Below are 15,316 nucleotides of genomic sequence, written 5' to 3' on the forward strand. Positions count from 1 at the left end.
GCCAATTTTCCCATTATGCCGCGATGGTCGGCCAGCGTCTGAGCCAGACCGGCTATGTCGCGGCTGGCGATCCGGCCAGCGCCGACCTTATCGTGCGCGTCGCCTATGATGTCGACAATGGCCGCGAAAAGGTGCGCTCGACCGGCTTTGGCGGCCCCTATGGCGGCTGGGGCGGTGGTCCTTGGGGTGGCTGGGGTGGCCGCTGGGGTCGCCCGTGGGGCTATGGCTTTTATGATCCCTGGCTGTTCGGCGGCCGCGGGTTCGACGATGTGTCGAGCTACACCGTCTATACCAGCGACCTGAGCCTCAAAATCGACCGCGCGGCCGACAATCGCCGCCTGTTCGAGGGGAAGGCCAGCGCGCAATCGCTGTCGAACAAGCTGACCTACCTCGTCCCCAACCTGATCGACGCCATGTTCACTAACTTCCCCGGCCAGAATGGCGAGGATGTGAAGATCACCCTGCCGCCCGAAAAAAAGAGCTGAGGCAGGCACAAGTTACGGGGCGGCTCCCAGCCTGACCCGATTGGCCCGGTCATCCCATGCGGATGGCCGGGCCTTCTTTTTTTGGCGGCATGCGCTTTGCCAGCCCGGCACGAAAGAAGTCCTCCCCTGCAAGCGGAGGGGGACCGCCGCGTAGCGGTGGTGGAGGGGTATCGCCCTGTCGAGAGCGCGACACCCCTCCGTCTGGCCTCCGGCCAGCCACCTGCAAGGGGAGGATGATCTTTGTCCAGCATGCATCAATCAGGTGCGCAAAGACGTCAGGGCGTGAACGCCGCCCCCAAGCCGCAAACGGGGCCGATCCGCATTTTTTCCTGTCATCCTGCCTGCAACAGCCGTTAGCCTGTCGGCGCGCGCCGATGCGCCGGGAGGAAACCAGCCTATGTCCCTGACCGTCCGCATCCTGATCGCGCTGCTGCTGGGGCTGGGCCTGGGCATCGCGCTGACCGAATGGGGCGGCGCGTGGGAGGGGGATGTCGTCGCGCTGGTGCAGCCGGTGGGTTCGGCCTGGCTCAATGGCCTTCAGATGCCGCTCATCCCGCTGATCTTCGCGCTGCTGGTGACGGGCATCGCGCAGGCGGCCACGACTGCGCGGAGCAGCGGCATGGCCGGGCGCGCGATCCTGCTGTTCGCCCTATTGCTGACCGCTTCTGCCGCCGTTGCCGCGCTGGTCGGGCCGCTGATGCTGCATCTCTGGCCAGTGCCGCCCGGCGCGGTGGGCGCATTGAGCGGGGCGGAAGGAATAGCGCAGGTGCCGGACGTGCGCCCGTCCGCGCAATGGCTACTGGGCTTCATCCCGACCAATCCGATCCGGTCGGCGGCTGAAGGGCAGGTGGTCGCGGTGGTGCTGTTCGCCCTGATCTTCGGCTTTGCCGTCACCCGCATTGCCGAGGCCCGTCGCGCCCAATTGACCGGCCTGTTCGAGGCGCTGGCTGACGCGCTGCTGGTCGTTGTCGGCTGGGTGCTGTGGCTTGCCCCGGTCGGCGTGTTCGCGCTGGCGCTGGTGGCGGGCGCGCGATCGGGCATCGCCACGGCTGGCGCGCTGCTCCATTATATCGGCTTCATCGTGCTGATCTGCGTCATCGTGACGCTGCTGGTCTATCCGCTGGCGGTGCTGCTGGGCCGGATCGGACCGGGCCGATTCGCGCGTGCTGCCCTGCCCGCTCAGGCCATCGCCTTTTCGACCCAAAGCTCGATCGCGTCGCTGCCCGCGATGATCCAGGCGAGCGACGGGCCGCTGGCGGTAAGGGAGACCAGCCGCTCGATCGTCCTGCCGCTTGCCATATCCCTGTTCCGCATCACCAGCCCGCCCGCCAATCTGGGCGTGGCCCTATATGTGGCGGCGATGAACGGCGTGGCGCTGGGGCCGACGCAGCTGGTGATGGGCATATTGGTCGCCGCGATCGTCAGCCTGGCAGCGGTCGGCCTGCCCAGCCAGATCACCTTCTTCACCACCACCGGTCCCATCTGCCTGGCCATGGGCGTGCCGGTGGAGGCACTGCCGCTGCTGCTGGCCGTCGAAACGGTACCCGACATTTTCCGCACCGTCGGCAATGTAACAGCGGATATGGCGGTCGCGCGGATTGTGGACCAGCAGGGTGAGGTCGGCGAATAGCCACGACGTGCTCCCGCGCAGGCGGGAGCCCCGTTCGGTGGGCGGGACTGGGTTCCCGCCTGCGCGGGAACACCATAGCTCTGCTTACGGCACCCGCCGCGCCGTGAGGATCTTAACTGGGGTTTCGAGCATCTGCCCCTTCATCACCCCTTCCCCGGCGGTCGCGGATTTGGGCGCGGTCAGGATGGCTTTTACCACGTCCAGCCCCTCGACCACATGGGCGAACACGGCAAAGCCCTGATTGTCGCCAGCCGCCTCCGGGTGCGCGTCCATGCCGGGCATCTTCCCCAGCACGATGAAAAAGTCGGCGGTCGCGCTGCCTGGCGCATAGCGCGCCATCGACAGCGCGCCATCATCATGGGTCAGGCCCGTCAGCGTCGTCGGTTCATGCTTGATCGGCGGCAGCAGCCGCTTGGGATCATTTTGCGCCCCACCCTGGACGAACCCATAGTCCGCCGCGCCGACGCCGCGATAGAAATTCGTGCCATCGAGACGCTTGCCATCGACATAGGCCAGGAAGTTGGCGGCGGTAATCGGCGCCTTGTCGGCATGGACAGCCACCACGATACGCCCCGCTGTCGTATCGAGCGCGACGCGGACATCATCCTGCGCAATGGCAGGCAAAGGCAGGAGGGCGACGAGGAGGAGGAGCAGGGCGCGAATCATGCCCTTAGTCTAGAGTCTCGATACTTGATCCGAAAGTGTGTTCCCGCCTGCGCGGGGACACAACCTACCTACGCCCTGTGCGCGCCGATCACCCCTCCAGCTGGCGCAGCAGCGCGCGCACGTCGGCGTCGATGTCGGGATTGCTTTCGCGCAGCCCCTCGATCGTGCGGACGGCGTGGATGACGGTGCTGTGGTCGCGCCCGCCAAAGATACGGCCGATTTCCGGCAGCGAACGCGGCGTCATCTTCTTGGCCAGATACATGGCGACCTGACGCGGGCGGGCGACGGCGCGGGCGCGTCGCTTGGACCGCATTTCCGATGCGTCGATCTTGTAATGGGCTGCGCACAGCTTCTGGATTTCATCCACCGTGATGCGCCGGGCATTGGCACGCACGGCATCAGCCAGCATCCCCTGCGCAAAGTCCAGGTCGATCGCGCGCCCCGTCAACTGGCCATAGGCGACCAGCTTGTTGAAGGCGCCCTCCAGTTCGCGGACGTTCGACCGGATCGAGCGGGCCAGGAAATCGATCACCGCGTCGGGGACCGGCGGATCGCCCGCCACGGCACGCTTGGCCTCCAATATGGCGAGGCGCAGGTCGAGATCGGCCGGCAATATGTCGGCGACCAGCCCACCCGCGAGGCGCGACAGGATGCGCGCGTCGATCGATTCGAGCCGCTGGGGCGGACGATCCGCCGTTACGACGATGCGCGCGCCCGAATCGATGAGGTCGTTGATCGTGTGGAGAAATTCCTCCTGCGTCGATCCCTTACCCGCGATGAACTGAATATCGTCGATCAGCAGCAGGCGGGCTGCGCGCAGCTTCGCCTTGAACGCCATGGTTTCATTGGCGCGCATCGCGTTGACGAATTCCACCATGAAGCGTTCGGCCGACATGTAGAGGACCGGCGCGGCAGGCGAATGATCGGAAAAGGCGCGGGCGATGGCATGGAGCAAATGGGTTTTGCCCTGCCCGGTCCCGCCATGGATGAAAAGCGGGCTGAAACGCGGTTCCGCCTCCCCCGCCATGGCAAGCGCCGCCGAGCAGGCCAGCCGGTTGCTGTCACCGGTGACGAAGTCGGCAAAGGCGTGACGCGGCTGAAAATTGGAGGCGACCGGCTGCGGCGCGGGCGCAACCGTCGACTCGACCCGAACGACTTCCAGCAGGCGCGGGCCTGTCGCATCGGCGGCACGGTGCAGACGGACTTCGCGCACGCCGACATTGGCCGCGCGCCACGCCATGCGCAGCCGATCGCCAAATTGGCCGGACACGAAATTGGCGCTGAAATCGGTGGCGACGAGCAGGTCGAGTGTCTGCGATTCGGGGCAATAGTCGCCCAGCCGCACCGGCTTCAGCCACTGGTCGAACATGCGCGCGCCAATATCGCGGCGCAGCCCGGCACGGATAGCGGCCCAGGCGGCCTCCAGGCCGGAATCAGCCTGGCGTCCCTCTCCATTCTCCCAAGCCGTCACTAACGCATGATCCTTCATAGACTTCGCCGACCCTACCCGCTGCCCCCCGGTTATGGGCAGGAAAAAACACGCACGACACCCGATCGGAAAAGCCCCCGCTTTGCCGAGTATGATGCGTCAACCAGTCACAAGACGACCGCCAAAAGGTGATTCGATGGCGGCCGGATTTCAAAAATAGACAGGGGTGCAGGGTGGGATCAAGGGCGCGGCCATTCAAAAAAATGAAATAAAGCCGTTGACTCAGCAAACCCGCGGAAAATGAAGGACAATGAAATTATCGTTCTTTTTCAGTAATTTATATCGCTACCACTATGCCGCAATGCGTCGAATCGCCGGAAATGCGCGTGTCTGCATTATGACTGGTCCGTGACGGACGTGGCGAAACGACAAAAAGCCCGCCCCGATGATGGGGGCGGGCCTTTTTGTACCGTTACTGACCCGGACAGGTTCAGCCGAGCGCGCTGACAGCCTTGGTCAGGCGGCCAAACTTGCGCGCGGCGGTGTTCTTGTGCAGCACGCCACGGGCAACGCCGCGCGCCAGTTCAGGCTGCACGGTCTGAAGCGCGGTCGCGGCCGCTTCCTTGTCACCGGTGGCAAGCGCGGCTTCCACCTTCTTCACCAGGGTGCGGATCCGGCTGATGCGGGCGCCATTGATGGCAGCGCGACGTTCGTTGCGGCGGATGCGCTTCTTGGCTTGCGGCGTATTGGCCATTTAGAGTCCTCGGTTCTCGTCAATATATGAAAAGAGACCAGTCGGACTCGCCAACCCGCCTCATGAAGGTGCGCGCCTTACAGCGGTTCATTCCAGCCGTCAACCAGTGGGCGGCATCCTACTTCTGGCATTTCGGGCAGAAAAAGGTCGATCGCCCGCCATCCACCCGGCGCTGTACCGTGCCGCCACATGGGCATGCCTCCCCTTCGCGGCCATAGACGCGCCATTGCTTGGAAAAATAGCCCAATTCCCCGTCGGGCCGGGCATAATCGCGCAGCGTCGATCCGCCAGCGACGATGGCTGCCCCAAGCACCGTCCGAATCGCATCGACCAGCAGCGCCAGGCGCGCCCGGCTGATCCTGCCCGCCGCGCGGGTCGGCGCGATGCCCGCCATGTTGAGCGCTTCGCACACATAGATATTGCCAAGCCCGGCCACGATTCGCTGGTCGAGCAGCGCGGCCTTGATCGACGTCGCCTTGCCATCGAGCGCGCGCGCCAGCGCCGCTGCGTCGAAATCCGGCCCCAGCGGCTCCGGCCCCATCCGGGTGAAGGGGCGATAGGTTTCCCACGCATCGCTGCGCACCAGATCGACCGAACCGAAGCGGCGCGGATCGTTGAGCGCCAGCAACCGCCCCGCCCCGGTTTCCAGAATCAGATGATCATGGGTGCCGATTTCGCTGGGGTCCACCCGCCAGCGCCCGGACATGCCAAGGTGAAATATCATCATGTCGCCCCGGTCGGTAGCGATCAGCCCATATTTGGCGCGGCGGGTGAGCGCCGTCACCGTCGCGCCGGTCAGCCGCTGGCGCAGGTCGACGGGAATGGGAAAGCGCAGGTCCGCCCGGCGTGGCTCGACACGGGTAAGAACCGCGCCCTCCAGCACGGATCGCAGGCCTGCTACGGTGGTTTCGACTTCGGGAAGCTCTGGCATGAAGGACATCTAGGCAAAGCCGTTGCCAATTCCCAGCTTCTTGGCTGGAACGACGCGCAATCTCTGTCTAGAGGATCATCCCATGAGCGAAACAGCATCCTTTGGCTATCGGGACGTCGATGCCGCCGAAAAACAGGGCATGGTCCGTGCGGTCTTTTCCAATGTCGCGGGCAAATATGACCTGATGAACGACGCCATGTCGATGGGCGCGCACCGGCTGTGGAAGGACCAGTTCGTCAGCCGGGTGAAGCCCCGGCCCCATGAGGCGATACTGGACATGGCCGGCGGCACTGGCGACATCGCCTTTCGCATGCATAAACATGGCGCCAACGTCACCGTGTCGGACATCAACCCCGAAATGCTGGGCGTGGGCATGGAGCGGGCGCAGAAAAAGGGGCTGGATGGCCTGATCTGGTCGGAACAGAATGCAGAGGAACTGACCTTCGCCGACCGCAGTTTCGACGCCTATACGATCGCCTTTGGCATCCGCAACGTCACCCATATCGACAAGGCACTGGCCGAAGCCCATCGGGTACTCAAATTCGGCGGGCGGTTTTTCTGCCTGGAATTTTCCACAACGACCTGGCCGGGCTTTTCGGACGTCTATGACGTCTATTCGCACAAGCTGGTTCCGCAACTGGGCAAGCTGTTCGCCAATGACGCCGACAGCTATCGCTATCTGATCGAATCGATCCGCCGCTTCCCCCCCATGCCCAAGTTCGAGGGCATGATTCGCGATGCCGGGTTCGTGAACACGAAGGTCGAGCCGATCCTGGGCGGGCTGGTGGCGATCCATTCGGGCTGGAAGATTTGATCCCGGCATGACCGCCCACATCACCCATATCTGGCGGCTCCTGAAATGGGGCCGCACTTTGGCGCGTCATGGCGCGTTGCGCGGGATCGAGCGCGATCCGCTGACGCCCGCGCCCGTGCGGCGGCTGGTGCGGCTGGCACGTTTCGGCGCGCGCGTGCCCAAACAGCCGCGCTATGCCGATGCGTTCCAGTCGATCGGCCCTGCCGCTATCAAGCTGGGCCAGACGCTGGCGACCCGCCCCGATCTGGTGGGGGAAGCCGCGGCGCTGGATCTGCTGCGCCTGCAGGACGCGCTTCCGCCGGTTCCCTTCGCCACGATCCAGGCCGAGATAGAGGCGAGTTTCGGCAAGCCGCTGGAGCAGATCTACGCCCGCTTCGATGAACAGCCGGTCGGCGCGGCCTCCATCGCGCAGGTCCATCGCGCGCTGACCACCGACGGGCGCGACGTCGCGGTCAAGGTGATCCGGCCCGGCGTCATCGACCAGTTCAACCGCGACATACAGACCTATGAATGGGCGGCGGCTCATGTCGAGCAACTGGGCGGCGAGATCGCCCGGCTGCGCCCGCGCCTGGTCATCGCCAATATGAAGCGCTGGACCGCGCGCGAGCTGGACTTGCGGCGGGAAGCGGCCTCCGCGTCGGAACTGGCCGAAGCGATGGTTGCCGAACCGGGCTATCGCGTGCCCGCGATCGATTGGGACCGCACGACCGGCAAGGTCATGACGATGGCCTGGATCGACGGCATCAAGATTGCCGATCGGGAAGCGCTGATCGCGGCGGGGCATGATCTGCCCGCACTGGCCGCGCGGCTGGTCAACGCCTTCCTGCGGCAGGCGATCGCGGAAGGATTCTTCCACGCCGACATGCATCAGGGCAATTTGTTCGTCTGTCCCGATGGCGACATCGTCGCGATCGATTTCGGCATCATGGGGCGGATCGACCGGCGCGCGCGCATGTGGCTGGCGGAGATTCTCTACGGGCTGATTACCGGCAATTACAAGCGCGTCGCGGAAATCCATTTCGAGGCGCAATATGTGCCTGCCCATCATAATATCGCCGAGTTCGCGACCGCCCTGCGCGCGGTGGGCGAACCGATGCGCGGCAAGCCGGTACGCGAATTGTCGGTCGGCGGGATGCTGGACGGCCTGTTCGCCATCACCCGCGATTTCGACATGCAGACCCAGCCGCACCTGCTGCTGCTGCAAAAGACGATGGTGATGGTCGAAGGCGTGGCAACCTCGCTCGATCCCGACATCAACCTGTGGGAAACCAGCGGCCCCTATGTGAAGAACTGGCTGCGCGACGAACTGGGGCCGGAGGCGAAGGTCGCCGACACGCTGATCGAAAATTGGCGCACCCTGCAACGCCTGCCCGGCCTCATCCGCAGGATCGAGGACGCCTTCCCGGAGAAGGGCGGCGCACCGCCTCCACCGCCACTGACCGAAGTGAAGCTGATCCGCGTGGGCGGCGGCTGGCGCTACGCCCTGGTGGCGGTGCTGGCTGCGGCGGCTGGCGTCGGGGCGACATTGCTATTATCTTCATCGCTATGACCCGCGAGGAAGCCATTGCCCGGATCAAGCCGCATGAGGCCGAACTGCGCGCTGCGGGGATTACTTCGCTCGCCTTGTTCGGCTCCGTGGCGCGGGGCGATGCGCGCGCGGATTCCGACATTGATCTGATGTGCGAGATCGACAGCAACAGCCGGATGGGCCTGCTCGAATTTATCGACGTGCAGTTGCGGCTCGCAGACTTCACGCAATGTCCGGTCGATCTCGTCGAGCGTGTCGCGATGAGACCCCGAATCCGCGCAGCGGCGGAATCGGACATGGTGGCTATCTTCTGAGCGTGGCTCTCAATCGCGACATTGATCGACTGGAGTTGATCGTCGAACTCATCGACCATATCCGCCGTCGGTTGACGAGGGTGACAGAAGAGGCATTCCTGCGCGATCAGGATGAGATCGACCTGACTTCCTTTCGTCTGCTCCATATTGGCGAGGCAGCCCATAAGCTGTCTGCGGACATCAAGGCGCGGCACCCAGCCCTGCCATGGGCCGCTATTTACCAGATGCGCAATGTTATCAGCCACGACTATCCAGCGATCATACCCTGGCGCATATGGGACACGGCAACGACCAAACTGGACGCACTCCAGGCGCTGTGCCGTACCGAACTGGATAGTCTCATCGAATGACCCCTCGCATCCTCCTCATCATCTCCGGCGGCATCGCGGCCTATAAGTCGCTCGAACTCGTCCGCCTGCTGCGCAAGAGCGGGGTTAGCGTGCGGGCGGTGCTGACGGAGTCGGCGCAGCAATTCGTGACGCCCCTGTCGCTGGGGGTGCTGACCGAAAATCCGGTCTTTACCGACCTGTTCAACCTGAAGGACGAACAGGAAATCGGCCATATTCAATTGAGCCGTCAGGCCGATCTGGTCGTGGTCGCGCCAGCAACCGCCAATATATTGGCCAAGATGGCGAACGGCATTGCCGATGACCTCGCCACCACCCTGTTGCTGGCGACCGACAAGCCAGTGCTGGCGGTGCCTGCCATGAATGTGCGGATGTGGCACCACCGCGCGACCCAGCGCAATCTGGAGCGGCTCCGGGCCGATGGCGTCCATATCATGACGCCCGACGATGGCGAGATGGCGTGCGGCGAATATGGCACCGGGCGACTGCCCGACCCTGAGCGGATCGTCGCGGAGGTGGAGCGGCTGCTGGCCTTGCCCAAGCAGGATGATCCCCTGTCCGGACAGCCGGATTTTGCGGCGGATGCGCAGCGTGTCTCGACTGCGCTCGAAACGAACGGCGTTCATTTGGCCGGTCGCCATATCCTGATCACGGCCGGGCCGACGCACGAACCGATCGACCCGGTGCGCTACATCGCCAATCGATCGTCGGGAAAGCAGGGCTTTGCCATCGCCACAGCCGCCGCGCGGGCCGGTGCGCGCGTGACGCTGATCGCTGGCCCGGTCCATCTGCCCACGCCCGAAGGCGTCACCCGCATCGACGTGCAGACCGCGCGCGAAATGCTGAGCGCCGTCGAACAGGCGCTGCCCGCTGACGCCGCGATCATGGTCGCCGCCGTCGCCGACTGGCGCACAGCGGACGCCGCCGACCAGAAGCTGAAAAAGGATGGCTCCGGCCAGCCTGTTCCGCTGGCGCTGGTCGAAAACCCGGACATTCTTGCGACGCTTGGCCGTCACGCACAGCGCCCTGCGCTGCTCATCGGCTTTGCCGCCGAAACCCAGAATATCGCGGGCCATGCGCAGGCCAAGCTGGCGCGCAAGGGCGCGGACTGGATCGTCGCCAACGACGTGTCGGGCGATGTGATGGGCGGTGACGCCAACACGGTTCAGATCGTCACCACGTCCGGCATCGAAACCTGGCCTGCCCTGCCCAAGGGCGAGGTCGCAGACAAATTAATCGCAAAGGTCGCCGATGTCCTCTCCTCTCGCTCCGATTGAAATTCAGCTCAAGCGCCTGCCTCATGGCGCGGGCCTGCCGGTCCCTGCCTATGCCACCGCCCATGCGGCGGGCATGGACGTGGTGTCGGCGGAGGAACTGTTGCTGCCGCCGGGTGGACGCCATGCCGTGGCCACGGGCTTTGCGATGGCAATTCCCGAAGGCTATGAGGTGCAGGTCCGCCCCCGCTCCGGCCTGGCGCTCAAGCATGGCATCAGCCTGCCCAACACGCCCGGCACCATCGACGCCGACTATCGCGGCGAATTGAAGATCATCCTCATCAATCTGGGCGATACCCCCTTCCCCATCCAGCGCGGCGACCGCATTGCCCAATTAGTCGTCGCCCCGGTCCAGCTTGCCAGCTTCACCGAGGTCGATATGCTGGATGACACCGCGCGGGGACAGGGCGGCTTTGGTTCGACAGGAGTGTGATACGCGATGACGATGCTGCTTTCGCTGATGCTGGCGACCACCCCGGTGGCCGATGCCCTGCCGCCAATGCCGCAGGATCTGACGAGCGTGCCCGTTATCGAGGGCTGGCTGGGGCGCAAGATTTCGCCGCGCTGGTCGGAAGATGTCGCCAAACTGTATCGGCGCGGCAAATGTCGTGGCGCGGTGCCCTATGAAGGGTCGAACCTGCTGGAGATCGACGTCCTGTTCCTGCTGTCGGAGGAGGGGAAGCCGCTGAAGATCGCGCCGGTCAACGCCAATTGCCCGGACGTCGAGAATTTCGTGAGCCGCCGCATCCTCAACACTTTGGGCAATTCCTTCCGCACCAAGGGCCAGGTCGTGACAAAGCCTGTGACGGTGGACGGTCGCACCATCGGCACGGCCCGCGAAACCGCCGATGACAATCGCCCGGCAGGCCCGGTCTGGATGCGGTCGCAAGTGCGCTTCCTCTGGTCCGACGCGCCATGACGCTCAGCGACGACCAGCTCGACCGCTATGCCCGCCATATCGTGCTCAAGGAGATTGGCGGCGCGGGACAGGCGCGGCTGCTGTCGGCGGACGTCGCGGTGATCGGTGCGGGCGGCATTGGCAGCCCGGCGATCCTTTATCTCGCCGCCGCCGGTGTCGGCACCATCCGCGTGATCGACGATGACATGGTGGCGCTGTCCAACCTGCAACGGCAGGTGATGTTCGGTACGCAGGATGTCGGCGCGCCCAAGGCGGAAGTCGCGATGGCAGCGGTCGCGCGACTGAACCCGGACGTCAAGCTGATCCCGATCAACGGGCGGATCGATGCGGACAATGCGGCGCTGATGCTGCGCGATGCGGACGTCGTGCTGGATGGCAGCGACAGTTTCACGACCCGACTGGCGGTCGCCGACGCCGCGCAACGGTTGCGCATACCGCTCGTCTCCGCCGCGGTCGGCCCGTTCGAGGGGCAGATCGCCACCTATCGCGGCTGGGAAGCGAACAAACCCTGCTATCGCTGCCTGGTCGGCGAAGCGCAGGACGCACCGGAGCGCAATTGCGCCGAAACCGGCGTCATCGGCGCGCTGACCGGGGCGATGGGCAGCCTTGCCGCGCTGGAGGTGATCCGCGCCCTCGTGCCGTTCGGCGCCGACATGGCCGGGCGGCTGCTGATCGCTGACCTGCTCTCCATGCGTTTCCGCACGCTGGACGTTCCCAAAGATCCCGCCTGCCCGGCCTGCGCCGTGCAACTATGCGTCCCTTAAGGATTATCGTCACCACCGCTGACGCTGAACGGCTGCGCGGCGCGCTGATGCTGGCCAGTGCGCAGGCGGCGCTGGGCGGAGCGGCGGCGCTGTTCCTGCAACTTGATGCCGTCGCCCTGCTCCGCACCCCTGTCATCGCGCCACAGGATGCCGCACACCAGGCGGCGGGCCTGCCCGACCTCGCCACCGTCCTGGCCGAGGCGCAGGCGCTGGGCGTCACGATCAGCGCCTGCCAGAGCGGCCTGGCGCTGTGCGGCATAGCGGCGGACGCGCTGCCGCCCGGCGTCGATGTCGGCGGACCTGTCGGCTTCATGCAGGCGACGGGTGATGAGGCACGGCTGCTTATCGCCTGACGCCTCCCCTTCCCTTGACAGGCTGGACCGCCCATTTATGGGGAAGGCGCGGCATTTGTGGCCGCGCCATGCTTTGCCTTTCAAGGAAATCCTGTGTCCGCCATGCTCAAAATCACTCTGCCCGACGGTAACGTGCGCGAAGTAGCGCCCGGTACTACCCCGGCGGATATTGCAGCGGCGATCGGACCGGGGCTGGCCAAGGCGGCGATTGCGGCGCGGGTCGATGGCGAATTGCGCGACATCAACCGCCCGCTGGAGCAGGACGCGACGCTGGCGCTGGTGACGGCCAAGGATGAGGCCGACGCGCTGGAACTGGCGCGGCATGATTTTGCCCATGTCCTGGCCGAAGCGGTGCAGGCGTTGTTTCCCGGCACGCAGATCACCTTTGGCCCGTCGACCGACGATGGCTTTTATTATGATTTCGCGCCCAACCCCGACCGTGGCCCTTTCACGGACGAGGATCTGCCCGCGATCGAGGCGAAAATGCGGGAGATCATCGCCGCCAACAAGCCGTTGCGCCGCGAAGTCATCGCCCGCGACACGCTGATCGCGCAGTGGCAGGCGGCGGGCGAGACGTTCAAGGCGCAGTGGGCCGCCGAACTGCCGCAGGGCGAGGAACTGACCGTCTATCATAGCGGTGACGGCTGGTATGACATGTGCCGTGGCCCGCATCTTGCCTCGACCGGGCGGCTCGATCCGTCCGCCTTCAAGCTGACACGGGTGTCGGGCGCTTACTGGCGCGGCGACCAGAACAATGCGATGCTCAGCCGCATCTACGGCACTGGCTGGCTCAACAAGAAGCAGCTGGCCGAACATCTGACGCGCCTCGAAGAAGCAGCCAAGCGCGACCATCGCAAGCTCGGCGCGGAGATGGACCTGTTCCACCTGCAACAGGAAGCGCATGGCAGCGTGTTCTGGCACCCCAAGGGCTATCTGATCTGGCGTCAGCTGGAAGCCTATATGCGCCGCGCGATCGACGATGCGGGCTATCGCGAGGTCAAGACGCCGCAGGTGATGGACGCGCGTCAGTGGGAAACGTCGGGCCATTGGGGCAAATATCGCGAAAATATGTTCGTCATCCCCGACGAAGTGCCCAATGTCGACGATGAAGGCCCGCTGGTGTCGGACGATGCCGACTGGATGGCGCTCAAACCCATGAACTGCCCGGCGCATGTGCTGATCTTCCGCCAGGGGATCAAAAGCTATCGCGACCTGCCGATGCGCCTGTACGAAAATGGCTGCTGCCACCGCAACGAGCCGCATGGCGCGCTGCACGGGCTGATGCGGGTGCGGCAATTCACCCAGGATGACGCGCATATCTTCTGCCGCGAGGACCAGATTGTCGAGGAAGTCCGCGCCTTCTGCGCGCTGGCCGACCGCATCTACAAGGATTTCGGCTTCACCTACTCGATCAAGCTGGCGCTGCGCCCCGAAAAGCGGTTCGGCAGCGAAGAGATGTGGGACAAGGCGGAGAATGAGTTGCGCGCCGCCGTCGCCGCCGCGGGCCTCAACACGCCGGAGTTCGGCTGGGAGGAATTGCCGGGCGAAGGCGCTTTCTATGCGCCAAAGCTGGAATGGCACCTGACCGATGCGATTGGCCGGACCTGGCAGGTCGGCACGATCCAGTCGGACCGGGTGCTGCCCGAACGGCTCGACGCCTCTTATGTCGGCGAAGATGGCGAACGCCATCGCCCCGTCATGCTCCACCGCGCCATTTTCGGCAGCTATGAACGCTTCATCGGCATTCTGATCGAACATTATGCCGGCCGCTTCCCGGCCTGGCTCGCGCCGGTGCAGGCCGTCGTCGCGACCATCGTGTCGGACGCGGACGAGTATGCGGGTGATGTGCTGGCGAAGCTGCGCGCGGCGGGCATCCGGGCCGAAGCGGACCTGCGCAACGAGAAGATCAATTACAAGGTGCGCGAACATAGCCTGGCCAAGGTGCCCAACCTGCTGGTCGTTGGCCGGCGCGAGGCGGAGGAAGGCAAGGTCGCGCTGCGCGTGCTGGGCAGCGAGGGGCAGAGCTTCCTTTCGCTCGATGAGGCGATTTCGCGCCTTGCAAATGAGGCCCGCGCACCCGATATGCTATAGAGGCTGCAAGGCCACAGGGTTCGTGATTCCTTGATTGAGGGTCGCGGACCCCTTTGCGCTTTGCCAAAAAGCCGCTAAGAGCCACTCGTTTTTGCAACGACCATAGGAGATACTGCTATACGTCCCCCGATGATGCGCCGCCCGCTGGCGCCGCCGCCGAAGTCCGGCCCTCGCTATAATGAATTCATCACCGTGCCCAAGGTGCGCGTGATCGATGATGAAGGCGAAAATCTGGGTGTGATGTTTACGCAGGAAGCGATCGAACAGGCAGCCGATGTTGGGCTGGACCTGGTCGAAGTATCGCCCAATGCCGACCCGCCGGTCTGCAAGTTTCTGGACATCGGCAAGTTCAAATACGAAGCCCAGAAAAAGGCGAATATCGCCCGCAAGACGCAAAAGACGCAGGAACTCAAAGAGATCAAGATGCGTCCGAACATCGACGATCATGACTATGATACGAAGATGAAGAAGGTGCATGACTTCATCGGCGACGGCGACAAGGTGAAGATCACCCTGCGCTTCCGTGGCCGCGAACTCAGCCACCAGCAACTCGGCATGGCCCTGCTCCAGCGCGTCGCGGAAAATGTCGCCGAAGTCGCCAAGGTCGAAGCCTATCCCCGCATGGAAGGCCGCCAGATGCTGATGGTGCTGGCCCCGAAATAAACGCGGGTTTCCGGGTTGAAAGATAGAGGGCGGTGCCGCGAGGCGCCGCCCTTTTTCGTTGTGGCTGGCGCTGATCCGGGTGGCCGAAAATAGGAAATGCAGCGCTTAACTTCGCATATTTCCCGGTAAATCGGACATAGGATTTCCTACATTTGTAATTTTGTTGTGCGCGATGCTGGCGTGTGGGCTGACGGTGGAAAGAGCCAAGGCGACTTTATCAGAGGTATGGGGTTGTAGGACAGGCGTGGGGTAGAGCGTGGCTCGATGGGCGAGGCATTGCCGCTCAGCGTCGCCTCTCGCCGTTCGAATGTGATTCCATCGTGATTGGAAGCGGACGTGCCGATGATGACCGGG

The 15,316-nt window shown here is 64.4% G+C and carries 18 protein-coding genes; 13 read left to right on the plus strand and 5 right to left on the minus strand.

Annotated features, from left to right (window positions below):
- A partial coding sequence (locus tag SX1_RS20115) for a DUF4136 domain-containing protein (protein WP_019054520.1) occupies positions 1–485 on the plus strand: 485 nt, incomplete at its 5' end.
- Between the two features lie 397 nt (positions 486–882).
- On the plus strand, positions 883–2,115 hold the full coding sequence (locus tag SX1_RS20120; protein ID WP_019054521.1) for a dicarboxylate/amino acid:cation symporter: 1,233 nt from the start codon (positions 883–885) through the stop codon (positions 2,113–2,115).
- An 84-nt stretch (positions 2,116–2,199) separates the two neighbouring features.
- On the opposite strand, the gene SX1_RS20125 is transcribed toward SX1_RS20120, so the two are convergent.
- The 4 genes from SX1_RS20125 to mutM all read right to left on the minus strand — a co-directional run bounded on the left by SX1_RS20125 (position 2,200) and on the right by mutM (position 5,895).
- A complete protein-coding gene (locus SX1_RS20125) occupies positions 2,200–2,781 on the minus strand; it encodes a peptidylprolyl isomerase (RefSeq protein ID WP_019054522.1) in 582 nt (193 codons plus the stop codon).
- An 88-nt stretch (positions 2,782–2,869) separates the two neighbouring features.
- On the minus strand, positions 2,870–4,270 hold the full coding sequence (gene dnaA, locus SX1_RS20130) for a chromosomal replication initiator protein DnaA (protein ID WP_019054523.1): 1,401 nt from the start codon (positions 4,268–4,270) through the stop codon (positions 2,870–2,872).
- A gap of 430 nt (positions 4,271–4,700) precedes the next feature.
- A complete protein-coding gene (gene rpsT, locus SX1_RS20135; protein WP_017180993.1) occupies positions 4,701–4,964 on the minus strand; it encodes a 30S ribosomal protein S20 in 264 nt (87 codons plus the stop codon).
- Positions 4,965–5,082: 118 nt separating this feature from the next.
- A complete protein-coding gene (mutM, locus tag SX1_RS20140; RefSeq protein WP_026149989.1) occupies positions 5,083–5,895 on the minus strand; it encodes a bifunctional DNA-formamidopyrimidine glycosylase/DNA-(apurinic or apyrimidinic site) lyase in 813 nt (270 codons plus the stop codon).
- A gap of 82 nt (positions 5,896–5,977) precedes the next feature.
- On the opposite strand from mutM, the gene SX1_RS20145 reads away from it, so the two are divergent.
- From SX1_RS20145 to infC, 11 genes are all read left to right on the plus strand, one after another.
- Positions 5,978–6,709 carry a class I SAM-dependent methyltransferase gene (locus SX1_RS20145; RefSeq protein ID WP_017180991.1) on the plus strand — a complete coding sequence of 244 codons (732 nt, stop codon included), beginning with the start codon at positions 5,978–5,980 and terminating at the stop codon, positions 6,707–6,709.
- Between the two features lie 7 nt (positions 6,710–6,716).
- A complete protein-coding gene (ubiB, locus tag SX1_RS20150) occupies positions 6,717–8,258 on the plus strand; it encodes a 2-polyprenylphenol 6-hydroxylase (RefSeq protein WP_019054525.1) in 1,542 nt (513 codons plus the stop codon).
- Positions 8,255–8,551: a nucleotidyltransferase family protein gene (locus SX1_RS20155; protein ID WP_019054526.1), complete on the plus strand. Its 297-nt coding sequence runs from the start codon at positions 8,255–8,257 to the stop codon at positions 8,549–8,551. The genes ubiB and SX1_RS20155 overlap by 4 nt, the downstream gene beginning before the upstream one ends.
- A gap of 2 nt (positions 8,552–8,553) precedes the next feature.
- Positions 8,554–8,901 (plus strand): HepT-like ribonuclease domain-containing protein, encoded by a 348-nt coding sequence (locus SX1_RS20160; protein WP_019054527.1) that lies wholly within the window; start codon positions 8,554–8,556, stop codon positions 8,899–8,901.
- Positions 8,898–10,175, plus strand: a complete 1,278-nt coding sequence (locus SX1_RS20165) for a bifunctional phosphopantothenoylcysteine decarboxylase/phosphopantothenate synthase (RefSeq protein ID WP_019054528.1) — start codon at positions 8,898–8,900, stop codon at positions 10,173–10,175. Before SX1_RS20160 ends, SX1_RS20165 begins: the two co-directional genes overlap by 4 nt.
- Positions 10,150–10,605, plus strand: coding sequence for a dUTP diphosphatase (gene dut / locus SX1_RS20170; protein ID WP_019054529.1), 456 nt, complete (start codon positions 10,150–10,152; stop codon positions 10,603–10,605). The genes SX1_RS20165 and dut overlap by 26 nt, the downstream gene beginning before the upstream one ends.
- A 6-nt stretch (positions 10,606–10,611) precedes the next feature.
- Entirely contained in the window at positions 10,612–11,091 is a 480-nt protein-coding gene (locus SX1_RS20175) for a hypothetical protein (RefSeq protein ID WP_019054530.1), read from the plus strand.
- Positions 11,088–11,855 (plus strand): HesA/MoeB/ThiF family protein, encoded by a 768-nt coding sequence (locus tag SX1_RS20180; protein WP_019054531.1) that lies wholly within the window; start codon positions 11,088–11,090, stop codon positions 11,853–11,855. The genes SX1_RS20175 and SX1_RS20180 overlap by 4 nt, the downstream gene beginning before the upstream one ends.
- Positions 11,843–12,208 (plus strand): DsrE family protein, encoded by a 366-nt coding sequence (locus tag SX1_RS20185; protein ID WP_019054532.1) that lies wholly within the window; start codon positions 11,843–11,845, stop codon positions 12,206–12,208. Before SX1_RS20180 ends, SX1_RS20185 begins: the two co-directional genes overlap by 13 nt.
- Before the next feature lie 102 nt (positions 12,209–12,310).
- The gene (thrS, locus tag SX1_RS20190; protein WP_019054533.1) at positions 12,311–14,299 is read left to right on the plus strand and encodes a threonine--tRNA ligase; all 1,989 of its coding nucleotides are present in this window, start codon (positions 12,311–12,313) and stop codon (positions 14,297–14,299) included.
- A 129-nt stretch (positions 14,300–14,428) separates the two neighbouring features.
- Positions 14,429–14,962 (plus strand): translation initiation factor IF-3, encoded by a 534-nt coding sequence (gene infC, locus SX1_RS20195; protein ID WP_019054534.1) that lies wholly within the window; start codon positions 14,429–14,431, stop codon positions 14,960–14,962.
- A 146-nt stretch (positions 14,963–15,108) separates the two neighbouring features.
- Here infC and SX1_RS24685 read toward each other — a convergent pair.
- A partial coding sequence (locus SX1_RS24685) for a hypothetical protein (RefSeq protein ID WP_217996425.1) occupies positions 15,109–15,316 on the minus strand: 208 nt, incomplete at its 5' end.

Source organism: Sphingobium xenophagum NBRC 107872, assembly GCF_000367345.1.
GTDB classification, from domain to species: Bacteria; Pseudomonadota; Alphaproteobacteria; order Sphingomonadales; family Sphingomonadaceae; genus Sphingobium; species Sphingobium xenophagum.